Source organism: Afipia dichlorophenoxyacetatis, assembly GCF_055386385.1.
On the sequence record NZ_AP029250.1, the window covers coordinates 2,807,344 to 2,830,705 of the forward strand.

Annotated in this window: 16 protein-coding genes and 1 tRNA gene; 6 read left to right on the forward strand and 11 right to left on the reverse strand. The window is 59.4% G+C overall.

What is annotated here, in order from left to right; translation table 11 throughout:
• Positions 1-54: 54 nt before the first annotated feature.
• Entirely contained in the window at positions 55-1,902 is a 1,848-nt protein-coding gene (locus tag ACZ5C3_RS13245; RefSeq protein ID WP_464038101.1) for an autotransporter outer membrane beta-barrel domain-containing protein, read from the reverse strand.
• Positions 1,903-2,298: 396 nt separating this feature from the next.
• Between ACZ5C3_RS13245 and ACZ5C3_RS13250 the strand changes: the two genes are divergently transcribed.
• Positions 2,299-3,078: a tetratricopeptide repeat protein gene (locus ACZ5C3_RS13250; RefSeq protein ID WP_464038102.1), complete on the forward strand. Its 780-nt coding sequence runs from the start codon at positions 2,299-2,301 to the stop codon at positions 3,076-3,078.
• 6 nt (positions 3,079-3,084) lie between these two features.
• Here ACZ5C3_RS13250 and ACZ5C3_RS13255 read toward each other — a convergent pair whose 3' ends face one another.
• On the reverse strand, positions 3,085-3,795 hold the full coding sequence (locus tag ACZ5C3_RS13255) for a hypothetical protein (RefSeq protein WP_464038103.1): 711 nt from the start codon (positions 3,793-3,795) through the stop codon (positions 3,085-3,087).
• Between the two features lie 126 nt (positions 3,796-3,921).
• On the opposite strand from ACZ5C3_RS13255, the gene ACZ5C3_RS13260 reads away from it, so the two are divergent.
• A tRNA-Arg gene (locus ACZ5C3_RS13260) sits at positions 3,922-3,998 on the forward strand.
• 1,246 nt (positions 3,999-5,244) lie between these two features.
• Here the strand turns inward: ACZ5C3_RS13260 and ACZ5C3_RS13265 are convergent.
• Entirely contained in the window at positions 5,245-11,586 is a 6,342-nt protein-coding gene (locus tag ACZ5C3_RS13265; RefSeq protein WP_464038104.1) for a DUF4082 domain-containing protein, read from the reverse strand.
• Between the two features lie 336 nt (positions 11,587-11,922).
• Here ACZ5C3_RS13265 and ACZ5C3_RS13270 point away from each other — a divergent pair, with 336 nt between their 5' ends.
• Positions 11,923-13,026 carry a helix-turn-helix transcriptional regulator gene (locus tag ACZ5C3_RS13270; RefSeq protein ID WP_464038105.1) on the forward strand — a complete coding sequence of 368 codons (1,104 nt, stop codon included), beginning with the start codon at positions 11,923-11,925 and terminating at the stop codon, positions 13,024-13,026.
• 29 nt (positions 13,027-13,055) lie between these two features.
• Here the strand turns inward: ACZ5C3_RS13270 and bchE are convergent, their stop codons facing one another.
• From bchE to ACZ5C3_RS13295, 5 genes are all read right to left on the reverse strand, one after another.
• Positions 13,056-14,582, reverse strand: coding sequence for a magnesium-protoporphyrin IX monomethyl ester anaerobic oxidative cyclase (gene bchE, locus ACZ5C3_RS13275; protein ID WP_464038106.1), 1,527 nt, complete (start codon positions 14,580-14,582; stop codon positions 13,056-13,058).
• Between the two features lie 16 nt (positions 14,583-14,598).
• Positions 14,599-15,333, reverse strand: a complete 735-nt coding sequence (locus tag ACZ5C3_RS13280) for a di-trans,poly-cis-decaprenylcistransferase (RefSeq protein ID WP_464038107.1) — start codon at positions 15,331-15,333, stop codon at positions 14,599-14,601.
• Positions 15,334-15,365: 32 nt separating this feature from the next.
• Positions 15,366-15,746, reverse strand: coding sequence for a transcriptional regulator (locus ACZ5C3_RS13285; protein WP_464038108.1), 381 nt, complete (start codon positions 15,744-15,746; stop codon positions 15,366-15,368).
• Positions 15,733-16,353 (reverse strand): hypothetical protein, encoded by a 621-nt coding sequence (locus tag ACZ5C3_RS13290; protein WP_464044747.1) that lies wholly within the window; start codon positions 16,351-16,353, stop codon positions 15,733-15,735. The genes ACZ5C3_RS13285 and ACZ5C3_RS13290 overlap by 14 nt, the downstream gene beginning before the upstream one ends.
• A gap of 183 nt (positions 16,354-16,536) precedes the next feature.
• The gene (locus tag ACZ5C3_RS13295; RefSeq protein ID WP_464038110.1) at positions 16,537-16,899 is read right to left on the reverse strand and encodes a hypothetical protein; all 363 of its coding nucleotides are present in this window, start codon (positions 16,897-16,899) and stop codon (positions 16,537-16,539) included.
• 431 nt (positions 16,900-17,330) lie between these two features.
• Here ACZ5C3_RS13295 and ACZ5C3_RS13300 point away from each other — a divergent pair, with 431 nt between their 5' ends.
• Positions 17,331-17,780, forward strand: a complete 450-nt coding sequence (locus ACZ5C3_RS13300; protein WP_464038111.1) for a hypothetical protein — start codon at positions 17,331-17,333, stop codon at positions 17,778-17,780.
• Between the two features lie 46 nt (positions 17,781-17,826).
• Complete coding sequence (locus ACZ5C3_RS13305) at positions 17,827-18,375, forward strand: YbhB/YbcL family Raf kinase inhibitor-like protein (protein ID WP_464038112.1); 549 nt, start codon at positions 17,827-17,829, stop codon at positions 18,373-18,375.
• Between the two features lie 65 nt (positions 18,376-18,440).
• Here ACZ5C3_RS13305 and ACZ5C3_RS13310 read toward each other — a convergent pair whose 3' ends face one another.
• Complete coding sequence (locus ACZ5C3_RS13310) at positions 18,441-19,355, reverse strand: PhzF family phenazine biosynthesis protein (protein ID WP_464038113.1); 915 nt, start codon at positions 19,353-19,355, stop codon at positions 18,441-18,443.
• Positions 19,356-19,678: 323 nt separating this feature from the next.
• Positions 19,679-20,806 (reverse strand): S-(hydroxymethyl)glutathione dehydrogenase/class III alcohol dehydrogenase, encoded by a 1,128-nt coding sequence (locus tag ACZ5C3_RS13315; protein WP_464044748.1) that lies wholly within the window; start codon positions 20,804-20,806, stop codon positions 19,679-19,681.
• A 93-nt stretch (positions 20,807-20,899) separates the two neighbouring features.
• On the opposite strand from ACZ5C3_RS13315, the gene ACZ5C3_RS13320 reads away from it, so the two are divergent.
• Positions 20,900-21,802, forward strand: a complete 903-nt coding sequence (locus ACZ5C3_RS13320) for a DMT family transporter (RefSeq protein WP_464038114.1) — start codon at positions 20,900-20,902, stop codon at positions 21,800-21,802.
• On the opposite strand, the gene ACZ5C3_RS13325 is transcribed toward ACZ5C3_RS13320, so the two are convergent.
• The gene (locus tag ACZ5C3_RS13325) at positions 21,799-23,250 is read right to left on the reverse strand and encodes a cryptochrome/photolyase family protein (protein WP_464044749.1); all 1,452 of its coding nucleotides are present in this window, start codon (positions 23,248-23,250) and stop codon (positions 21,799-21,801) included. The two genes, ACZ5C3_RS13320 and ACZ5C3_RS13325, sit on opposite strands and share 4 nt — an antisense overlap.
• Positions 23,251-23,362 lie beyond the last annotated feature (112 nt).

The window sequence follows — 23,362 nt, forward strand, 5'->3', positions numbered from 1 at the left end:
CGGCAGGCTTGCTGCCACATGATCGGGCCGATCACGCGTACGAATTTTCGCGCGCTATGCGATCAAATGAAGATCGGACAGAAGGTGCGTGGCGAAATCACCCCCCATCGCAAAGTTGCCGTGGCCGCCGTTACCGCCGACTCCGGCAATCTGGACCGCGCTCTGATCGAAGTGCACGTTGTTGGTCTGGTCGGCTTCGGCCGTGGAATGGGGACCAGCGATAGCAATGTTGATCGGAGCATAGATCGCGACGCTGACATCCATGAGAGTGCCCGAGGCGTGGCCGCTGCCGCCATTCCCCGCGCTGTTGGCCCCAGTCGCGATCGTGTCGGAGCCGCCCCAGAATTCGCCGGAGGCAATGCTTCCATGTCCCCCAATGGCGGCGTTGCCATTGCCTCCGTAGCCGCCAACGCCGGCCATCTGAGTGGAGGATTGATTCAAATCCACGTTGTTGGTCTGGCTGACGGAAACGTTGGAATTGTAGCCCGCCACCGCGACGTTGACCGGGGCATACACCGCGAAAGACGTGTGGAGGAGGCTGCCGTAAAAGTTGCCGTCTCCACCGTTGCCGGCGTGGTTGTCGCCGGTGTGGATCAGTTGCCCGTAGTATCCGCCACCGCCTGACATTGAGCCATATCCGAACATGGATAGTTCGCCGCCAGCCGCCGCGTTGCCGTTTCCGCCATTCCCGCCGACGCCTGCGATCTGGATGGAGGATTGATCGATCTCAATCGTATTGGACTGACTTGCGTGGGCCGTCCCGCCATAGCTCGCCATTGCGATGTTGATGGGATGGTAGATGACGACAGGAGCGTCCAGCAATAGTCCGGAGTAGTGGCCGTCGCCACCATTGCCCGCGTTATTGTCGCCGGTCGTGATCGCACCGGAGCTGGAAGAAGCAAGGTCGACGTTTCCTCCTGCCGCGATGTTGCCGTTGCCGCCGTTGCCTCCGATGCCGGCCATCTGAATGGCCGATTGATCGAACGTCACATTGTTCGTCTGGTGGGCGATGGCAATGGAGCCGTAGCCTGCGGACACCGTGATGTTGATGGGTTGGTAGATGACCAGCGAAGCGTGAATGATGCCTCCATAGAAATATCCATCGCCCCCGTTGCCGGCTTCGTTGGCCCCGGTATGAAGCGGTCCGGAGTCAAACCCGGCGTTTCCGAAGCCGGGCTTGAGAACCGATACGTTCCCACCCATCGCTACGTTGTCATGTCCACCGTTGCCGCCGATCCCCGCAATCTGCGTGGTGTGTTGATTGATCTCAACTACGTTGGATTGGTGGGCGTCGGCCTTGCCATGGGAGGTGGCGAACGCAGTATTCAACGGCTTGAACATCGCGACAGGCGTATTGACTGCCGCTCCGGAGAAGAGGCCGTTGCCTCCATTGCCCGCGTGATTGTCGCCAGTGGCGATTACGCCGGAAGGGGCGGAAGCAATGCCGATGTTTCCACCTGATACGATGTGGCCGTTGTCGACTTCGTGGGTCCCGGTATGGAACGGTCTAGAATCATGCCAGGCGTTGCCTGAGCCGGAAGCGGGCCTGAGGATCGATACGTTCCCGCCAATCGCCGCGTTGTCATGTCCACCATGGCCGCCCATCCCCGCAGTCTGCGTGGCGTGCTGATCGATCTCAACCATGTTGGACTGATGGGCATCGACCTTACCATGGGAGCCGGCGAACGCAGTGTTCAACGGCTTGAGCATCGCGACAGAAGCATTGATCGCTGCCCCGAAGAAGAAGCCGTTGCCGCCATCACCGGCGCTATTATCGCCGGTGTCGATTGCGGAATGCCGCGGAGAGTCCCGCCACGGCGCGGCTGATGCGCCATGCCCATCGTGCCCCCGATGAGGTTGGTGATGCAGTCGGATTCCATCCGACATATGTCGGAAACCCATGGCCGCCTCCCTCGTCGCAGTCGCTCTGCAGGACTCGACAGGCCTCTCCCGAGGAAAGAATGTCGCCCCGGCCAAGTCAAAAGCCGAGCCGTCAATTCAGGCTGAGTCCTTTTGGTGGAGGGACGTGATATCGGCTATACCCGTTAGGGTAGAGGACAGTTTCAATGGCGGACGACAATGTCTGGACTGCGGGGATGTCGCGGGACGCCATCGAGGCGCCCGATTCAAACCTTGTCATCGAGATCGAGGTGATTAAAACACCCTCGGAATTTCAATGACATACGAGCTCGTAATTTTACTCTGAATGGCGCGCCGGCAATCCTGATGAAACCGATCTCCAAAAACCCTTCTTCGGAACGAGGCAGGCCACCCCATCCCGCGCTTGCAAAGGCGGTGATGGCATTTCAGATGCAGCAACTCGCGGAAGCGGAGCAGCTTGCGTCGCAGGTTCTGAAATCCGATCGCGGCAACACGTTTGCCGCAGAAATTCTCGGGCGCGCCCTTATGGCGCAAAATCGCCTCGACGAGGCTGTCGTGCACCTGGCGAAATTCGCGCGCAGGACCGAGGAGCCATCGATCGAAACTTTGCTCGCGGGCATGCTCGCCGCTGTCGGCCGCCGAGACGAAGCGCTGGACCATTTGCGACGCGCCGTCGCCCGGCGGCCGCCTTACATTCCGGCGTTTGTCGAACTCGCACTCCAGTTGCGAAAGACCGGACAATTTGACGAGGCAATGACCGTCACCGAGAGCGGGCTAACGTTCGAGCCACAATCGACCGATCTGCAACTTGCCTTGGGATATGTTCTGGCGGAGCGCAACGAGCGTACCCGGGCGAAGGCGGTGTTTTCTAAAGTCCACGCGGCGGAGCCGATAAATCACGACGCTTTGCTGGCTCTTGCGGCGACGTTGCTATGGGACGGCGACTACGGACGGGCCGCAGACCTCTATCGCCGCGCGCTGGCGATCAGGCCTCTGGATGAGACGCGGATCCGTCTCGGGAAATGTTTGATGGAACTTCGGCAGCGGGAGGAGGCGGAAGCGCTCTTGCGCACAGCCACCCATGGGTTGGACCAATTGGCCGCCCCTGCGATTAAAGCGATGGTATCTACATCGCATGGGCGAATCTTCCTGCAGCCCAGTTCGACGCTGGATTTTTTACGCGCCCGAAACAATTGACCGTTATCAGGCGCGAAATTGACGCCGGTAAACGCCGGCCTCACGAGACATCAGGCCGACGAGGTCGTGCGTACGCTGCGTGTCTTCTTCCGTGAAAGCCGCGGTTCGCAACTGCCATTTTTCCCGCTTCACCGGAAAGCATTGAGTGACCGGCGTTCCCTTCGGCAGTACGCCGCTGAAATTCTTGTCGCGCCACAGCGCTGGAAAGTGAATCCAGCCATCGCGATAATTATCGCAATCGACCCAGCCCGTCAGCGTTGTAAACGGCAAATCGAACCGGTTGACGGGATGCGTGAACAGCAGGGAGTAACCCTCCGGTGCTTCGATGGTCCAGAGATTGTGAAACTTGATCACGAAGCGGTCGGCTTCGAAGAACGGCGTGCCCGTCAGTTGAGTCCCGTCGTGCAGCCCCAGGGGCGAGCGTGGGAAATCGACCGTGCTGCAAGGCGGCAGATCATTATCCCAACTAAACTCGCCATTCTCGAATTTTACATCGCAGATCAACGAAATCAGAAAGCCTGACGTCATCGCATCCACGAATGGCGGACAACGCTTCACGGTGTCGTTCTGCCCCATAATCTCGCTGGCCACTTCTTGCGGCATGGTTTTCAACCAATCCGGCAAGCCTTGCGCCGCTGGGATCGGCGGCGGCAACAGACCTTCGAGTTCTTTCGGGCAGCGAAACGTCAGCAATTGCGGGGAGTCAGGCGAGGGCATAACAGCAGCAAATCTCAACGATAAGGGCGAATGGTATCCGGCGTGATGTTCGACGATATCATCACCATTGCCTGCTCGCTACTCTTATGCCGACCCAATGCAGAGCAGGGGGTGACGCGCCCTCACGCGCTCCTAGCGAGGCTGGATAGAGCATCGGATTTCGATTCCGAGGGTCGGGAGTTCGAATCTCTCGGAGCGCGCCACTCGCTACATCTGCGAACACCGCCGGAGGCCCACGATGCGGCCGCAACGGCTCGTTCCAGCGTCGATCTATCCTCGATGATGCTGATGATGTGGCCGCCAAGCTCGATCCGGCCGACGACACTTTGAATATAAGCCTGGCGAGGGGGACGCCGCCGGCAGCGATGCTGTTGCACATGACCTAACTCAACCGCTCGATCGCGTCCGGACTGAAAACGGCGGAGTCTGTCGGCTCAGCCGCGAGTTCACGTCGCACGATCCATTAGGTCATGATGGCAGAACTCACGTGAGACATTTCTTTCTGATGAGGCGCATGGCGGACCTGGCAAGGCGTTTAGAGACCATCGACGACCAGCTTCGTTGCGAGATCATTTATCAAATTGCCCGAGCCATATAACTCAAATGGGTCATGAACGTGGAGGTCGCTCTGGCTACAACAATATTTGTGGCTTCCTGCTATGAGAGGACTCGGCTGGAAGCAGATCTTTAGAAAGGTGCTTCATGACTCTTACCAACGCGACAAGGATGTTTAGGATCGCTACAGCAGCGGCATTTTGCATGATCGCTACTCAGGGCTTTGCTCAAACCGATGTAAAAGCTTCAATGGTGGCAATGAATGTTGCGCCTCAACTGTCCTTGGACAGACATCTCGCTCGAAAAATCAATTATTGTCCGGGTAGTTGTTCCACGAGCATGGATTGTCAACAGTGTCCAGGGTATCGCGTTTGCCATTACCCATCGGGTAGCAATGTCGGACTTTGCTCAGATCGGTGACCTAAACACACGTATCGACCGCCGACGGTGACGTTAGGTGTGTCCAGTTTTGGAATGTGGGAATCAGCGAACTGGTCCCACATTTCGGGAGGCACTATCATTCGATGGGGACAGGTTTGCATGCGTGACGAGCGTAGCCGTGGCGCTTCCCCTGATTGGTTGTTTCCTCCCAAGGCGTAACCCATCCCGCTCTCCGCCGCCTGAACACCACCTCAGCGTAGTCATTCGACGCACCAAAAGTGCTGGTGGAAGAAGCCGTTGGTGCCGTTGCCACCATGCGTAAACGCGATCGTCGGCCGATGTGCTGATGGACGGCGCAGCTAACGGCCCGCCAAAGTCTGAGCAGGCCGGAGCCGGTATCGCTCGGGTTACGATAGAAAATTTAGCGTGACGCCGCTGCTGGCGATGCCCGGTTGGCCGGCCGAGATCGGGTCTTGACCTTTGCCTCCAGGCCAACTCCAAAAGCTGGCTGACCTACGCCGCCAGCTGCGGCCTGAACACCACGTCAGCGTAGTAATTCGACGCACCGAATGTGCTGGTCGGGAAGAGGCCGTTGGTGCCGTTGCCACCATACCCATAGACACCGTTGCCACCGGAGGAGGACGATGACGGCGCCGTCAATGGTCCGTTGCTGACGGCGCTGGCAAAGCCGTTGCTGCTGGCCACATAGGCGCCGTTGGTGTGATAGGACACGACGTAAGTGGTGTTGGCGTTGATGTTCACCGGCGACGACAGCGCAACAGTCTGCCAGCCGCTTGCGGTCGTGTTGGTGAAGGTTGCGCTCCCAAGCTTCGTTCCCGTAGACGTCCACAGGCTGAGCAGGTCGGATCCGGTGTCGCTCGCGCTGCGATAGAATTTCAACGCGGTGACCTGGCCCGCGGTCGACGAGGTGAACTTCATTCCGACTTCCAACGCTCGGCCATCGTTGAGGCTGGTCATCGTCGGCGTGTTCGATGCGCTGAACAGGCTGACGTCCGTTACCGGCGGAGCGGTTGTCGTCACCGCAATGTTGAAGGTCTCGCTGGCGGTGAGGCTGCCGAGATCAGTGGCTGTTGCTCTGACACTGAGCGTGCCGACATTGGCCGCTGCGGGCGTGCCGCTGAACGTCCGTGTCGTCGGGTTGAACGCCAGCCATGACGGTAGCGCCGAACCATCGGCGAGGGTCGCTGAATAGGTCAGCGTGTCGCCGGTGTCGACATCTGTGAAAGTGTTGGCGGGCAGCGCCAGCGAGAATGCCGAGCCGACCACGGCATTCTGGTTGGCGGTCTGGGCTGTCAGCGCCGGTGCATCGTTGGCGCCGTGAAGGGTGATTGTGAGTGTCGCGCTGGACGTGACGCCCGCCGTATCGCGCATCGTGTAGGTGAAGACATCGGTGAGGGTGTTGGTCGACTGCCGCAGAGCCTGGACGGCAGTATCGTTCTCGTTGATGGTGTAGGTGAACGCCCCAGACGCACTCAGTACGAGGCTGCCGCGCGCGCCATTCAACGCTGTGCCAAGCGTGCCCGCCGTGGAGCCGAAGCTGATCGCCGTGACGGTCTTGGTGTCGCCGGTGTCGGGATCAGTGTCGTTGGTGAGGACGTTGCCACTTGCGGCCAAGCCGCCCGAGCCGTTAGCTGTGCCGCCACGCTCGGTGGCGTCGCCAGTGTCGGCAACTGCGGTTGGCGCTGTGTTGTTGCCGCCACCACCGGTCGAGCCGTTAAACACCACATCGACCCAATAGTTGGCTGCACCGAACGTGCTGGTCGGGAAGATGCCGTTGGTGGCGTTACCGCCATAAGTATAGACGCCGTTGCCGCCGGCTATCGAAGATGACGACGGCGCAGTCAGTGGCCCGCTGGTGACGGAGTTCGCGAATCCGTTGTTGGTGGCCACGTAGGCGCCGTTGGTATGATAGGAGGCGACATAGGTCGTATTGGCGCTGATGTTGATTGCGGTCGGCAAGGCGACGGTCTGCCAACCGGTCGCGGTTGTGTTACTGAAGGTCGCACTTGCGAGCTTTGTTCCCGTCGAGGTCCACAGGCTGAGCAGATCCGGGCCGGTATCGCTCGTACTGCGATAGAACTTGAGCGCCGTGATCTGGCCTGCGGTGGAGGAGGTGAACTTCATTCCAACTTCCAGCGCCTGGCCATCATTGAGGCCGGTCTGCGCCGGTGTGTTCGATGCCGTGAATAAACTGACTCCCGTCGGGGGTGGTGGTGTCGTTGTTGTCGTCACCGCGACACTGAACGTCTCGGTGGCGGTTAGGGTGCCGAGATCGGTGGCGGTAACCCTAATGTTGAGCGTGCCAACATTGGCCGCTGCCGGTGTGCCGCTGAAAGTGCGTGTCGTCGCGTTGAAAGCGAGCCATGCGGGGAGAGCCGAGCCGTCGGCGAGGGTCGCTGAATAGGTCAGCGTATCGCCCGTATCCACGTCGGTGAACGTCGTCGTGGGCAATACCAGAGAAAATGCCGAGCCGACCACGGCATTCTGGTTGGCTGTCTGGGCCGCTAGCGTTGGTGCATCGTTGGCGCCGTGAACGGTAATCGTGAGCGTCGCGGTGGACGTGGCGCCCGTGGTGTCGCGCATGGTGTAAGTGAAGACGTCCGTCAGCGTGTTGGTGGAGAGGCGCAAGGCCTGCACGGCGGCAACCGTCTCGTTGATGGTGTAAGTGAAAGCGCCGGAGGCGGCGATGACGAGGCTGCCGAACGCGCCGGCGAGCGCGGTGCCGAGTGTGCCCGCTGTGGAGCCGAAGCTGATCGTGCTTACTGTTTTGGTGTCGCCGCTGTCCGGGTCTGTGTCGTTGCTGAGGACGTTGCCGGTGGCAGATGAGCCGGCCGAGCCGTTAGCGGTACCGCCGCGTTCGGTGGCGTCGCCGGTATCGGCGACCGCGGTTGGCGTCGTATTGCCGCCGCCACCGGTCGAACCGTTGAGCACCACATCGACCCAGTAGTTGGCAGCACCGAAGGTACTGGTTGGGAAGATGCCGTTGGTGTCATTGCCGCCATAGCTATAGACGCCGTTGCCGCCCGCAGTCGTGGTGGACGGGGCTGTCAGCGGCCCGCTGGTGATGGCAGAGGTGAAGAAGTTGTTGGTCGCAACATAGGCACCGGTGGTGTGATAGGACGCGATGTAGGTGGTATTGGCGCTGATATTCACCGGCGTCGGCAGCGTCACGGTCTGCCAGCCGCTTGCGGATGTGTTGGTGAAGGTCACACTGCCGAGCTTGGTGCCGGTTGCGGTCCACAGACTCAACAGATCGGGGCCGGTGTCGCTAGCGCTGCGGTAGAATTTCAGTGCGGTGATCTGGCCGGCCGTGGAGGACGTGAACTTCATCCCGACTTCCAGTGGCGTGCCGTCACTCAAACCGGTCTGCGCCGGTGTGTTCGACGTGGTGAAGAAACTCACATTGGTTGGCGGTGGCGGCGCCGTCGTCACGTTGAGGCTGACGTTGGCCGAGTCCGTACCACCGCGTCCATCCGAGACCGTGTAGCTGAAGCCAGCCGTGCCGGTGTAGCCGGTTGTGGGGGTGAAGGTGATAGTGTTGGTCTGCGTGTTGAGCGAGACAGTGCCGTTGCTGGCGGCGTTCACCGCTGTAATCGTGAGCGCGTCACCATTGGGGTCGCTGTCGTTGGCGAGCAGAGATGCCGCCGAGATCGTGATCGGCGTGTTGATGATGACGGTAGGACCAGGGTCGTCGCCGGCCACCGGTGGTTGGTTGGTTCCGGTCGACGGATTGAACATGACGTCGACCCAGAAGTTCGTTGACTGGAAAGTCTCCGTCGGGAACAGGCTGTTGCTGCCATAGGCAAAGACGCCGTTGTTGCCAGCGGGGGCTGTCAGCGGGCCGCTCGTCACGTTTGTCGTGAAGTAGTTCGCAGTGTTGGAATAGTGGCCAACATTGGTGTGATAGGACGCGGTGTAAGTTACGCCCGCTGTGATCGCAACTGGACTGGAGAAGGTCGCGGTCTGCCAACCGCTCGCGGTTTCGTTGCTGAAGGTCAGCGTGCGTAAGACCCCACCTGTGCTCGACCATAGCGTGCCGGTGTGAACACCGGTGTCCTGGCTGCTCTTGTAGAAGCGAAGGCCGCTGATGGTTCCGGCGACCGAAGACGTGAATCTCACCCCGAGTTCGACCGGACTCGCATCATTGGTGTTCAAGACCGCAGGAGTTGCTGAACCGGGAAACAGCGACACGAAGCCCGGTCCAGTGACCGAGAGCGTGCGTCCGGCCGAGGGCGTCTCCAGATTGATGCTGTCGTCGACGGCGCGGGAGCGGATCGTATAGTTGCCGGCGACTTGCGGCGAGAAAGTATATGTCCATGTCTCGTCGCCGATTGCCGGATGCCAGCTGGCACCGTTGTCAGTCGTAACTTCGACGCCGGCGATCACGCCGCCGCCAAGGTCCGACGCGGTGCCGGAAATCGTAACGCTGGCCCCGGCGGTCACCGATGCGGGAGGTGCATTGATGGTGGAGGTGGGGGCGGTGCTGTCGGTCGAAGGTGCGCCGGTGATGAGTCCTGATTGCAGCGTTCCAGGCTGGACGCCCATGTCGGCGAACAGGTTGACCATCGCCTGCTGCACGCGCGGGTCAGTGGGGGTGGGATTCAGGTCGTGATTGTCACTTACTCCCCATGACCAATAGACCGTTCCGGCGCCGAAGACCAATGCGCCGCTTGGTGCGCGGTAGAGGGTCAGATTGTGTGTTGCGATACCGTCGCCGGTCGTATTCCCGTAATCGAGCAAATAGGTGCTAACCGGAAGTGTCGTCGATGAAAGCTTGACCAAGCCTGCGGGATCGAAGCCGTTGTCGGGCGCTTCGTCCCATTCATAGCCGAGGTAATTCTGCGTCAGCGTTGCAGTCTGCCCAGACTGTAGGTTGGCAACACTTGTATTGCGCCAGAAGCGGAGGTTGGCGTCGTCGTAGGGAACCCTGATCGATTCAAGATTGCCGCGGACATCATCGACCTTAAAGAGTTGGCCGGTGAGGGAGTTCTCCGGATTGCCTCCGCCGATTGCGGGCGGACTGAGACGCGGATCGCGGAAAGTCCCGGTCCATTGATTGGTGGGATCGATCGAGGCGCTCGGCGACCAGGTTTCCTTGTAGGATATCAGGGTGCGATAAGGTGTTCCGTCACTGCTGATCGCGTTGCCCCAACGGGTGCGCCAGTAGACCTCGTTGCCGCTCCAGAATTGCAGGTTTACGCCGGCGTCGCGCGCCGCTTCGACGTTGGTGCGTTGCTGCCCCGACCAGTACTCGTCATGGCCGACGTCCATGTAAACTTGGTGGTTGAGCAGCAGGCTGCCGAAGCGATCGACATCGACTCCCGACATGTACGAAACGTCGTAACCGTTTTGCTCCAGCCACGAGATCGCCGCGTATTCGGCACCAAAGAGATAGTCTTGCGGGCCTGCATATGTTCCAACGTTGCCGCGGGTTGCAATCGGCCGGTTGTAGCTCACCGCATAGGCGCGTCCTGCGCCTTGACCTGTCGCGGGGCCGTTGCCGCCATAGAAGTTAGCGCCGCCCCATCCGTTGTACGCCTGCCAAGTCTGATCCGCCGTCTGGAAGACGATGTCGCTTTGGCTGCTGTCGTCGCGCACGATAAACGGGATGTGGTTCTCGCCGAAGGTTCCGTCTTGACGTACAAGCTTGGCGATATACACGCCCGATACGGCGTCTGCAGGCACATTCCAAGTGGCCGAAACAGCCCAGTTACCGGCGTCCACCAGGCCTGTCGTTGCATCACGCAGCGGGTTCGGCTGGTTCTGCACGCCGGTGTGCTGGATCGTGTCGACCTTACGGGCGCCCATGCCGCCGTAGTAGCCAAGCCGGTAGACATCGATCCGGTAGTTGTTCGAATTTGTGTTGATCTTGAAGCTGATCGTGTTGCCGTGATTGACGCTGATGTCTGTTGCGAAGCCCTCGATATTCGAGCTGCCCGCGCCATCGATGCCCCATTCGCTTTCCGGATTACCCTGCTTTTGGTTCTCCAGCACAATCGCGTTCGTTGCCGTTATTGCGAGCGCGTTCGGTGCGGCGAGTGCTGATCTGGCTTGAGCCTGGGCTTGGACTTGAGGTGATGTGACTGAGCCGCCGAGAATTCCGAGGCCCTTTGTGTTGGGTCCGGTCCCGGTCTCACCGCCGCCGGGCAACACCCCGTTGGTCGCGATCACGGGCGCAATGTTCCAGTCCGTCGCGGGCGAAATGTTCTTCGACAGCATCGGATCGCTCATCGAGGCGCCGATCGTGCCGCTCCGGCTCAGCACGGCATCCGCTGCGCCAGGTGATCCACTTCCGTACAACTCACCGGTCAACTTTGTGGTAGCGGCCTGAGCCATCGCCTGCAGCGGACAATTGACATAGCCGCAGCCACCGCAACACGGACTGACGTTCAGTCCTGTGGGCTGAGATGCTGCAGGTGTGGAGGAGCCGGTGACCACCGTGCTCAAACTCATCGACGAAAGCGTCGAAGTGCTTTGATCTGCGACCGGGATTGTCGCGCCAGCTTCGTTAGTCGTGACGGTCAGTGACTGTGCCGTTGGTGAAGCCGTGTCGTCCGCTCGGGCCATTGGAGACGATGCGAGCGCGGCGACTGCCGTGGTCGCTACGAATGGGTCGCGGAGAATATCCCGTGTTGCGAGATCGCTCGCGGGTAATTCGTGAGAATGATCCGGATTGCCATCGCCCTGTTTGTCGCCACTGAAACGCGTTTTCCTGGAGGGATCGCTGGTTCGGGAGGGCAGTGGCCCGTGGGGACGTACGGTCCCGAATGTTTCGGATAGCCACTGTGCGATGCGCGATTGAACGTCGGAACCGCCGCCTTCTGAAATGCTCATAACGCCACTCCCCAAGACGAGATTGAACGACAGGGGGTGAATTAAATGCCACGACGCGATTATTTAATAAACACGATTTAATTGGATTTCATCCGCGAGTCATTTCACAAATTGATCATCGCCGATAACCCACTTGGCTGATGGCGCGGCGTGTAAGGTCAGCGGGGCGTCATTGGTCGATTGCTTGGGCCAGGCCTTCCCGGATAGAAGAGCAATTTTCATTTGTTGCGGTCGGCATTAGGCTACCGTCGCAATAGATTGGTAGCCTCTCGTCGTTAGCCTTGGAGCGTGCCTCCTTCAAACGTCGCCCTCTTTGGCTTTGGAAAGTGAACTGTCGTGGCTCGCCTCGACCTCAAGAAGTTAGAAACGGCAAAGGTCCGGCTTGGGGAAGCGGCGATCGATCCCGGTCAGTGGGTCTCCCTCATGGAAGATATTTGCGCGGCAACCGGAACGGCCGGAGCGGCGCTGCTGCAAAGCGACGTGAGAACACCGGATATTCCGACCACCCGGTCGGCGGCCGAATACTTCAAGAATTACTTCCGCAACAATCTTCATCTGAATGATGTGCGTGCTGTCCGTGGCGTTCCATTGCTTCTGTCTGGGAAGCGAGTGGTCACCGACCAGGATATCTTCCGATCTGAGCAGGAGATGATGCGCGATCCGCTCTACACAAACCTCGACGAGTTCGGGATTCGCTGGTGGGCGGCAATCGGTTTTCAGGCCGGGTCGGCTCTATGGGGGTTCGCGCTTCAACGCACGCCGATGGAAGGACAATTCCAGGGGATAGAGATCGATGCCCTTGCTCAACTGTCTCAAAGTTTAACCGACGCTGCGACACTGTCTCAGGTCGCCGGCCGGCAAGTCCTGCTTGGAGTGATCAATGCTCTGAGCCATATCAAAAAGCCCGCCGTTGCGATGGATCGATATGGCTTTGTCATCGATGCCAACGACAGCGCAAACACCTTATTTGATGATGAGTTGCGTATCAGAGGCCGACGATTGACTGCTGCTGATACAGCCGCGCGGGCATCTCTCGACGATCTTGTCGATGATTTGCGCAATGCCGGCGAGAACGACGCATTGTCCGTGTTTCCGATCATCGTGCGCAGGAAAACCAGGCGTCCGATCGTCATCCAAGCCGTGCCTGTTCCTCCGGCAGCCAAATCCCCGTTCCTTGGAGCGCGTGCGGTCCTGATTTTGAACGATCTTGATCAGGAGAGGGCGATCCAGTCGAATTTGTTATCGAAGGTCTTCAATCTGACGCCGGCGGAAGCGAGGCTTGCTTCCTTATTCGCAAAGGACTTGTCTTTGGACGAGATCGCCAACTCTCTAGGCATCAGTCGTCAAACGGCTCGAAATCAGCTCAAGTCCATTTTTGCAAAGACTGGAACGGGCCGTCAGGCAGAGCTTCTGTCGCTGCTCTTGCGACTTGATATGTAGCTTTGAATCGCTGTGGTCGTCGCCTGAGCTTACGCTGCTTCTCGCGTGTGGGGACGTCGTTCAGGACGCAATGAGGACATCGATTCCTCTTCCGCATCTTGCGGAGCGCCCCAGAATTCGGCCACCGTCGGGCCCTTTTTCAAGCGGCTATCAAGAAGGAAATTGATGATCTCGTAAGGCCAGACCCTGCGTCCCATTTTGGTGTACCAGCGCATCGCATGACGCAGGCCGGCATCGGGATGAAAGAGAACGCGCCAGATTGCTTTCGGCCGGCTCTGAAGAACCATCTCGGTGAACTTGAACCAGAGCAGCACGCGCCACGGTGCCATGTGCCGCGTCGCAAGAACCTGATGCTTGTAGTCCCAACGGCGCCGGTCGGTTTGTATGACCTGTCGCTCAGCGGCGAACTTGAAATACGGTGTCCAGCGATGAGGCGTGACGTAGAGCATCTGAATTTGGTCCGGATCGTACGATAATAATTGGCGCAGTCCGCGCCAGTGATCGCGATCCGTTTCTTCTTCGAACCCAACGACCCATGTGGCCATCGAGAGAATGCCGTGCTGTCGCATGAGTCGAATGGCCTCTCGGTCGGTGGTCGTCGTTGTACCTTTCCGGATGAGATCGAGCGTCTTTTCGTCGGTGGTTTCCAGGCCAAGCAGAAAGCGAGCCCAGCCGGCCTTCTTGTAAAGATGCAAAATGTCTGCATCCCGGACGATATCGTCCGCGCGGGTTGATCCAACAAGTATGAGATCGACATTCTCCGCGATCAGGGCTTCAAGAAAGACGCGCCAGACCTTTTTGGACACTGTTGGATTCTCATCCGCGAAGTTGATGACCTTGACGCCGTGCTCGCGATGGAGCCGCGCCAATTCCTTTGCGAACAGGACAGGGTCGCGATGACGCCAGCGCGTCCAGAACCCGCGTTGTCCGCAGTAATTGCAGAGGTGAGGGCAGCCGCGTGAGAACTGCACGACGACCGCCCGCAGTCCGCCCCAATAACTGTAACGCGCATGATCGATCAGCTCCCAACCAATCCGATAGGCATCGAGATCGCGGATGACTGCAACTGGCCGGGTTGCGAGAGGGCCCTCAACCGCGCGGTAGGCGATGCCCGGGATATCGCCGAGAGGCAGGTCCTGTTGCAGGGCGCTCATTAGGCGCCGTGCGGTCTCCTCACCTTCGCCGCGGACGATCGCGGTGACATAGGGCTCGTCCGCGAGAATCTCTCGCCAGTGATAGGTGGGAAATACGCCGCCATAGACGATGTGAACGTCCGGCATCGCGTGGGCGATACCACGCGCAACTTGTGCGATGACAGGATGTCCGGATGTCGAGCCGGAGTGCCCGAACAACACGGCATCAGGACAGAAGCGTACCGCGCCCGCGACGATAGCCTCGGTCGTCATCGGATCGAACTCGCCATCGATCAGGTGCACGTCGTGGCCGTCGTCGAGCAATGGTCCACCCACCGCGAGAAGGCCGAGCGGCGGGAGATGGTCGTCGGGAATCCGGCTTCCAATCGCTGGATGCGGCACGTTAATCAGGAGAATGCGCATGGCGAGAACCCGCCCGTCACGATGTCAGAGCCAGTTCGGACGGTGCCGATTGCAAACCGCCAAAGCGGCGCTCGCGCTGGTGATAAGACCTCAAGGCTTCCGCAAGATCTTCCGCTTCAAACTCGGGCCACATCCGTTCAGTGAAATGCAGTTCAGCATAGGCACTTTCCCACAGCAGAAAGTCCGATAGCCGCTTCTCGCCGCTGGTTCGGATCACAAGATCAACATCGCGGAAGTCTGCTTCGCCGGTGATGAGTTCGGCAAAACGTTCGCGCGTCAGATCAGCCAGCCCGGTTGCTTGTGTTGCCGCTCTCAGGATGGCGTCGCGCGCTGAATAGTCGATCGCAACACGCAGATGCAGGCGACGTCCATTCTTCGTCACCAACTCCGCGTGCTCTATCGCCGCGGCGAGTCCATAGGGGAGGCGGTCACGCCGCCCGATGACCGTGAGACGTACGCCATTGCGGATGAGGCTCTCGATCTCGTTTGCCAGATAGGATCGCAACAGCGCCATCAACGCAGTGACTTCGGCTTGGGGGCGTCGCCAGTTGTCGCTTGAGAACGCGTAGAGCGTCAGCGTTCCGACGTCCTGTTGCGGGGCGGCCTCGACCACCCGGCGGATGGCTTCAACACCCGCTTGATGTCCGTGCAATCTCGAAAGATTGCGTCGGGCAGCCCAGCGTCCATTGCCGTCCATGATAATTCCGACGTGAAGCTTGGATTGAAGTTTAGATGAGAGAGTGCTTTGCATTGCAAAGTTTCCTTTCAAAAAAATAGGGTGATTCAGGTGGGGGAGAGTCCTAAGCGGGTTGTCACGGTATCCTCTTTGCCTGCAGCTTTAGCTGCGTCATGAACGAGGCGCTCAAGGACCGAGAGGTAGTCGAGGAAACGGCGGCGGCCAATCTTGGTCAGGCGACAAGTGGTATGGGGGCGGTTGTTTTCATAGCCTTTCGTGACTTCAACCAATCCCGCTTCCTGCAGCACCTGGAGATGACGGCTGAGATTGCCGTCAGTCAGTCCGCAAAGGTGCTTGAGATCGGCGAAAGCCAATCCTTTCGGATGTGCCATCAGTGATGTCATCAATCCAAGACGCGCCTTCTCGTGAATCACGCGATCGAGGCCATCATAAGAAAACGGCGCGTTCTGCGCATCAGTCTTCGGCATCGGATTCGTCTCCGGAAGCAAAATGCAAAAGGGCAGCCATGAGCAACTGACCAACGACAAATGGCACGCCCATGATCCAGGGCGATAGCGCGTGACTTCCGCTTGTCAACACGAGGCTGGTAAAGCCCGCCACGAAATACCACGCGCCTGCGAGTGCAACGATGCGCGGTAGCGAGCGGGTGGACGAGAATATTCCGAGGCTCACGAGGATCTGCCAAAGCCCGGGAAGCATCCACATCGCTTCCGGAGCAAACTTCCAAAACACCAGCGCAAGAAAAATACCTGCCGCACCAGCCGGAAGAAACTGTTCGACGGCCTGATAGATCATTGCGTCAGCGAGGCCCGAGTGATGCCGGCGTGATCTTGCCTGCATCTCGCTCCCGATCATTCCCGCAGCAACCAGTGCTGTCGCAGTCCAGCCGGCAAAGAAGGTCAGGGGAGAGCCGGTTGGGTCCTCGAGCCAGATGAACTGGAGCAGTGCAGTCAATAACGCGAGGCCACCAGTCGCGGCGATGGCGGCCGGGCCATATCCGCGAAACGCCGTACCCGCGGCAAGCTGGCTACGAATGGCGATAATGTCGGCAAGCGCCTTGTCGAGGTCGCGCATCAATCACCTGTGCTTTACATTGCAAAGTATGCACGGTTGTAAAGTAAAGGCAAGCCCGTTCCTGTAATTTTGTTGATCGGTCGGATTTGTTGTCGAGATGCGGCAAGGTTGGTGAGACGCCACAGCGTCCGGCGTTGAGCCGTTTAATTCGCTGTGGCGTTTGTTTTGCGATGTCGAATGATATCAGCGGACGCGACGTCCGCCGCCACGATATCCTCCGCGATAACCCACTCTTCCGCCGCGATAGACACCGCCGCGATAGGCATATCCGCCACGGCGATAGACGCCGCCACGATAAACTCCGCCGCGATATCCGTAGACACCGCCGCCGCCGTAGTAGCCCGGCACGCCATAACCATAGTTCACGACGCACCGGCCAAGAGCGGGACTGAAGTGCCTGCCACCACCACATCCATCGCGGACTTGGATCAGATCATCATCCTGGATCGTTTGTGATGGGGCGGGAGCAACAGGCATTGCTTGAGCACCGGTCCCGATGAGCAATGCGCTGGCGAGAAGTGTAGCCCCGATGACGTGCTTGATCATGGAATCACCTTTCCCTAGCGTGGTGGTTCGGAAGTTCGCTCGATTTTTCGTGCGAGTCCTTCCAGCGAACTTCCGAACCTAAACCACGCTAGAATCATAAATTTACTAGTGTCCTCTCGAATCCAAAGCCCGCTACCGAGCGCGCTGCACGACGAGGCGGACTTTGGATTCGGGACACTAGGCGGGCGGAAATAGCCCAAAGCTCAACAGGAGGACTTTCCGTTTGTTCCCGAAACACGCCGGCGGAGCGCTTGAGCATTGGAAATTGCATAAATATTTCATCGGCTTGCCGGTCGGTGCGTCAAAACGCTTCCGCCGCGCCGAAAAATGCTTAACGATTTTCCAACACAGTAACGCCAGAGTCTTGGTGCTGATGGGGAGCACCAACGCCGTCGACATCAACTCTCGATCCGCGGATTGCTGACCCGCCTATGCGAATTCTTGTGCTGCTTGCTTGCCTTCTGCCGATGCTGGCCTCAGCGCCAGCATGGGCCGATTTGCGCATCACGCGTGACCACGGCGGCTATGTCGAGGAGTACAAGGCAAAGTATGAGCGCATCCGCAGAACCGGCGAGCGCGTCATCATCGACGGCATCTGTAATTCGGCCTGCACGCTGGTGTTCGGCATCGTGCCGCTCAACAAGATCTGCGTCACGCCGCGCGCAAGCGTCGGGTTCCACCAAGCTTACTACGACAAGTCCTACACGTTCGGCATCAAGGTCACGAGTGCAGAGGGCACGTCGGATCTGATGTCGTACTACACGCCGCCGATAAAGGCATGGATCGCGCGCAATGGCGGGCTCACGCCTGAGATGAAGAAGCTTAAGAACGGCGTGGATTTGTGGAAGGTCGTCGATCCGTGTCCGGAAGAATTCTTCTGACGCGCGATCGTACGATGTGGAGGTTGGCATTTCATTCGTAACCTTCATGGGTCGCACGCTTCACGGCATCAGGGCTGGTGAAGCAAAGCTGGCGTGGAACCATCCAGCGGCAGCATCCGCACCTGCGATCATCCGCCTGACAAGTTCAGCATTCAGTGAAGGTGCTCCCATTCCGCTGCGCTACGCAGGCGCGGGCGTGGGCGACAACGTGTCTCCGCCACTCGCATGGAGCGGACTCCCGCCGGGGACTGTTGAACTCGCGCTGGTGATGGAAGATCCCGACGCACCGCTGCCGCGCCCGTTCGTGCATCTTGTGGTCGCGGGAATTGCGCCGATGCCGGAAACGATCGCCGAAGAAGCGCTCTCCGGTGGTGCGCATAACCTCCTGATCGGGCGCAACATGCTGCGTCAGACCATCTACGCTGGTCCACGCGCGCTGCCGGGCCATGGTTTGCACCGCTACGTGTTCGAGCTGTTCGCTCTCAACCGCAAGCTCAGCTTCAAGAAGCCGCCATCGCTTGCTGAACTGATGTCCGCTATGAACCGCGCCGTGATCGCGCGCGGCAAGCTTGAGGGTACGTTCGAGCGTACATAGCGTTTTCGAGCGAAGTAGTTTCCGGTTCGCGTGAAGAAAACGCGTCAAAACAAGACTTAACCTAATCAGGCGAGGTTGATTGTCCCGGTCATCATCGGTACGCAACGGCCGCCGACATAGGTCGCGGTCACGACGCCGTGTTGTTTCTCGGCAGTGAGCGACAGCAGGCTGGGACGTCCCATCTCCACGCCTTGAGCCACAGTCTTCGACAGCGTGACATCCTGTTCCGGGCGAAGCTTTGCCAGTAGGCCGATCAGTGCGACATTTGCGCTGCCAGTGGCAGGATCTTCGGGAATGCCGTGGTTCGGTGCAAACATGCGTGCCCGAATGTCGATGTCGCTTTCATCGACCTGCGTATAGAGCAGGATGCTGGTTGAGGGATGTTTCGAGACTTCAAGCCTGAAAACATCCGCGCGGGCGATGGCGCGGGTCAGCGTATCCCGGCTTTTCAACTCGGCGAGAATGAAGGCTGCGCCGCAGGATGCGATACAAGGTTGATGATTTCGGGTTTCGATGTCATCAGCCGAAAGACCGCAGGCTGATGCCACCAACTCGGACGAGATGTTTTCGCCGACGCTCAGGCGCTGAGGCGAGGCGAGCCGCGCCCCGACGACAGCATCACCATCGCGCTGCAGATCGATCGGGACAAGGCCGGCTTTCTCTTCGAAGATCACGCGATCGCTTGGTACGCGACGGCCGTAGGTTTCGCCCGCGCGCGCCAGCACATAGGCCGTCCCGACATTGGGATGACCTGCGAACGGCATTTCGCCATGCGGGGTGAAGATGCGCACGGCCGCCGTATGCGCTGGGTTATTCGGCGGCAGCACGAACGTCGTTTCAGAAAGATTGAACTCCGCTGCAACAGCCTGCATCTGAGCGGATGACAGGCCTTCGGCATTCAGCACAACGGCGAGGGGATTGCCGCTGAACTGATCCGACGTGAACACGTCGACGGTGACGAATTGCAGCGGCTGTCCCATGGCTCGTACCCGCTTTCCGAAGTTCGTAACACGTCGCAGCACCCGCTTTGCGAACTTCGGAAAGCAAAGGGTACTAGCAACCTATGATTCTAGAGTCCCGATTCCGAAGTTCGCATCATTTCGCTGCTCGTTCGTCTGCGAACTTCGGAATCGAAGGACTCTAGCAAGTTATTGTTCTAGTGTGGCTTTGGTTCTGAAGTCCGCATTCCGGACTCGCCGCACGAATGATGCGGACTTCAGAACCGCCACACTAGTACCGCTATCGATTTAAAGTCCCTGGACGAGATCGCCGCAACTGATGCAGGGACTTCAAATCGGCGGTACTAGAACGTCACCACGCCGCGGATCGACTCGCCACGCTTCATCAGGTCGAACGCCTTGTTGATGTCGTTGAGCGGCATCACGTGCGTGATCATCGGATCGATCTGGATCTTGCCGTCCATGTACCAATCGACGATCTTTGGCACATCGGTGCGGCCGCGTGCACCGCCAAACGCAGTACCTTTCCAGACGCGTCCGGTAACGAGCTGGAACGGACGAGTGGCGATCTCGGCTCCTGATGGCGCCACGCCGATCACGATGGATTGGCCCCAGCCGCGATGACATGCTTCGAGCGCCTGCCGCATCACGGTGACGTTGCCGGTGCAGTCGAACGTATAGTCCGCGCCGCCGATCTGGTCTTCCTTGGTCTTGGTCATGTTGACGAGGTGAGGGACGAGATCCTTACCCACTTCAGTCGGATTGACGAAATGCGTCATGCCGAAGCGTTCGCCCCAGGCCTTGCGATCGTTGTTGATGTCGACGCCGATGATCATGTCCGCGCCTGCGAGGCGCAGGCCCTGCAGCACGTTGAGCCCGATGCCGCCGAGACCGAACACGATGGCTTTCGCGCCTTGCTCGACTTTCGCAGTGTTGATCACGGCACCAATGCCGGTGGTGACGCCGCAGCCGATGTAGCAGACCTTGTCGAAGGGGGCGTCTTCGCGGATCTTCGCGACCGCGATCTCCGGCAGCACGGTGTAGTTCGCGAATGTCGAGGTGCCCATGTAGTGGTGGATCGGCTTGCCGCCCATGGAGAAGCGCGAGGTGCCGTCGGGCATCAGGCCCTGGCCCTGCGTCGAGCGAATCGCGGTGCAGAGGTTGGTCTTGCGCGAGAGACACGACGGGCACTGGCGGCATTCCGGCGTATAAAGCGGAATCACGTGGTCGCCCTTCTTGACGCTGGTGACGCCTTTACCGACATCGACGACGATACCGGCGCCCTCATGGCCGAGAATGGCGGGGAAAAGCCCCTCCGGATCGGCACCTGACAGGGTGAATTCATCGGTGTGACACACGCCCGTCGCCTTGACCTCGACCATCACTTCGCCTTCGCGAGGCCCTTCGAGTTGAACCGTGGTGATTTCGAGCGGTTTTCCGGCAGCGATGGCGACGGCAGCGCGAACATCCATGATTGTTTCCTTTCAGGTCTGCTTTTTTGGGTGCGCGGCTCAGCGCATTTGACGATTGCTCGATAGCATATGATCGGGCAATCAGGCGCGCAAATGAGCACGCTTTCCAAACATTCGTCATCAGAATCAATTGCTGCACGTGCGGTGCCTGCGATTTTCGTGCTGCTGTGGAGCACCGGCTTCATCGGCACGAAATACGTGCTGGCCGGGGCCGAGCCGCTGACCTATCTCACCACGCGAATGATCCTCGTTGTCTTGCTGATGGCAGTCATCGCGGCCATCACACGGCCAAAATGGCCGGACCGGACCGGGGTCATTCACAGCGCCGTGGCGGGGCTGCTGGTGCATGGCTTCTATCTCGGCGGCACATCAGTCGCGATCTTTCATTCGGTGCCGGCGGGGCTCTCTGCGCTCATTCCAGGTTTGCAGCCGATCCTCACGTCGACGCTGGCCAATCGCTGGCTGGGCGAACGCGTCACGCCGCTGCAGTGGACGGGCCTGCTGCTCGGTCTCGCCGGGACGCTTCTCGTGCTGCATAATCGTTCCACATCAGGCGCCGAAGGGTGGGGATGGCTTGCCTCCGGCGTGTCGCTGCTCAGCATCACACTCGGCACGCTCTACCAGAAACGGTTTTGCAGCGGCATCGACTGGCGCGCAGGTAACTTGATTCAGTTCACGGCAGCCGGTGTGCTGTTCGCTGTTGGCGCATGGTTGTTCGAAACTCGGACGATCGAGTGGAGCCAGCAGTTCATCCTGGCGCTGACGTGGCTCGCCCTGGTGCTCTCGATCGGGTCGGTCGGGTTGCTTTACTGGCTCATCCGCCGTTCGGCGGCCACCAGCGTGGCAAGTCTATTTTATCTCGTGCCGGGCGTGACCGCGCTGATGGCTTATTTCTTGTTCGACGAACGGCTTGATACGATTGCGATTGCCGGAATGGTGATCTGCGCAGCCGCCGTTCTTCTTGTGAACAGGGGCAAGGCTTCCGCAAAAGGCTAATCGCTGCGTGTCTTCTTATAAGCTGCGAGCGCACGTTCGCGCGCGGCTTTGTGATCGACGATCGGCTCCGGATAGGTTTTGCCAAGCACGACGCCTGCGGCTGATAACTCGATGGGCGTCGCGTCCCATGGATGGTGGATCAGCTTTGCGGGTAACTGCGCCAGCTCGGGCACCCACCTTGAGACATACGCGCCTTCCGGATCAAACTTCTCGCCCTGAAGCACGGGATTAAAGATGCGGAAGTAGGGTGCCGCATCGGCGCCTGAGCCCGCCACCCACTGCCAGCTTGCAGGATTGTTGCCGGGATCGGCATCCACCAGCGTGTCCCAGAACCATGCCTCGCCGTCGCGCCAGTCGATCAGCAGATGCTTGACGAGAAACGAGGCGACGATCATCCGCACGCGGTTGTGCATGATGCCGGTGTGCCACAGCTCGCGCATTCCGGCGTCAACGATCGGATATCCGCTCTCACCACGCTGCCATGCGCGCAACGCCTTGGCATTTCGCTTCCATGGAAATTCGTCAAACGACGATTGAAGATTTTGCTTTGCCAGTTGCGGCAGATCGAACAGCAGATGGCGCGAGAATTCCCGCCAGCCGAGTTCGCTCAAGAATTTTCCAACATCACTGGCGATAGCAGGCCGTTGCGCGGCCGCGAAATTCGCCGCGTACCACACCTGCCGCGGACTGATTTCACCAAAGCGCAGATGTGGCGACAAACGCGATGTGCCGTCGCGATCGGGAAAGTCGCGCGAGGCCCCGTAGCCCTTGATGCTGTGATCGAGGAATTCCTTGAGACGCTTCTGTGCTGACGCTTCTCCAGGCGTCCATGTCTCGCGCAGGCCGCCCGCCCAATCCGGCGTCGTCGGTTCGAGATTCCACGCCGCGAGATCGTCGCTCGCGATGCGTGGCGCTGCTTTCAACGTCTTGGGTACGGGCAAAGGCTTGGGCGGGTCGCCGAGGCTTAAGACCCGTTTCCAGAACGGCGTGAAGACACGCAGGCCGCGGCCTTCCTTGTTGCGAACACTGGATGGCTTGGCGAGAAGGTCGCTCGGAAAGGCACGGCCTTCCACGCCAATGGCTTCAAGCGCCTTCGCCACCTCGCGCTCCACTGACGCGTCGCCCGCGATGTCGCTGGCGATCCAGTTTACGCGCGTCGCATTTGTTTCCTGCGCGACTGCGGCGATAACCTCGGCGGCGCGGCCTTTGCGAAGCACCAGGGTTTGTCTGAATGGTTGCAGGCTTTGGTCAAGTGCACGCAGTGATTGCGCGAGCCACCATCGGGATGCCGCGCCGAAGGGGCGTCCAATGCCCGCGCTTTTCTCGTCGAGAACATAAAGGCAGATCACAGGCGCGCCGCTCTGTCCGGCATCGAACAAAGCGGGGTGATCCGACAGCCGCAGGTCGGTACGGAACCAGACAATGACTGGCGCGGGTGAGGACGACATCGCGATAAGGGTGATCCTGAGGGGGAAATTGATCGGCAGGCTTCAGCAACGAAACGTTAATCAGACGGTAAACATAACCGGTCATGTTTTAGCATTTTAAATCGCAAACTCA

What these genes read in the sequence shown, in the direction of transcription:
- ACZ5C3_RS13245 (WP_464038101.1), bottom strand. Translation starts at nt 1,902, where the DNA reads ATGGGTTTCCGACATATGTCGGATGGAATCCGACTGCATCACCAACCT.
- ACZ5C3_RS13250 (WP_464038102.1), top strand. Translation starts at nt 2,299, where the DNA reads ATGGCATTTCAGATGCAGCAACTCGCGGAAGCGGAGCAGCTTGCGTCG.
- ACZ5C3_RS13255 (WP_464038103.1), bottom strand. Translation starts at nt 3,795, where the DNA reads ATGCCCTCGCCTGACTCCCCGCAATTGCTGACGTTTCGCTGCCCGAAA.
- ACZ5C3_RS13265 (WP_464038104.1), bottom strand. Translation starts at nt 11,586, where the DNA reads ATGAGCATTTCAGAAGGCGGCGGTTCCGACGTTCAATCGCGCATCGCA.
- bchE (WP_464038106.1), bottom strand. Translation starts at nt 14,582, where the DNA reads ATGCGCATTCTCCTGATTAACGTGCCGCATCCAGCGATTGGAAGCCGG.
- ACZ5C3_RS13280 (WP_464038107.1), bottom strand. Translation starts at nt 15,333, where the DNA reads ATGCAAAGCACTCTCTCATCTAAACTTCAATCCAAGCTTCACGTCGGA.
- ACZ5C3_RS13285 (WP_464038108.1), bottom strand. Translation starts at nt 15,746, where the DNA reads ATGCCGAAGACTGATGCGCAGAACGCGCCGTTTTCTTATGATGGCCTC.
- ACZ5C3_RS13290 (WP_464044747.1), bottom strand. Translation starts at nt 16,353, where the DNA reads ATGCGCGACCTCGACAAGGCGCTTGCCGACATTATCGCCATTCGTAGC.
- ACZ5C3_RS13295 (WP_464038110.1), bottom strand. Translation starts at nt 16,899, where the DNA reads ATGATCAAGCACGTCATCGGGGCTACACTTCTCGCCAGCGCATTGCTC.
- ACZ5C3_RS13300 (WP_464038111.1), top strand. Translation starts at nt 17,331, where the DNA reads ATGCGAATTCTTGTGCTGCTTGCTTGCCTTCTGCCGATGCTGGCCTCA.
- ACZ5C3_RS13305 (WP_464038112.1), top strand. Translation starts at nt 17,827, where the DNA reads ATGGGTCGCACGCTTCACGGCATCAGGGCTGGTGAAGCAAAGCTGGCG.
- ACZ5C3_RS13310 (WP_464038113.1), bottom strand. Translation starts at nt 19,355, where the DNA reads ATGGGACAGCCGCTGCAATTCGTCACCGTCGACGTGTTCACGTCGGAT.
- ACZ5C3_RS13315 (WP_464044748.1), bottom strand. Translation starts at nt 20,806, where the DNA reads ATGGATGTTCGCGCTGCCGTCGCCATCGCTGCCGGAAAACCGCTCGAA.
- ACZ5C3_RS13320 (WP_464038114.1), top strand. Translation starts at nt 20,900, where the DNA reads ATGAGCACGCTTTCCAAACATTCGTCATCAGAATCAATTGCTGCACGT.
- ACZ5C3_RS13325 (WP_464044749.1), bottom strand. Translation starts at nt 23,250, where the DNA reads ATGTCGTCCTCACCCGCGCCAGTCATTGTCTGGTTCCGTACCGACCTG.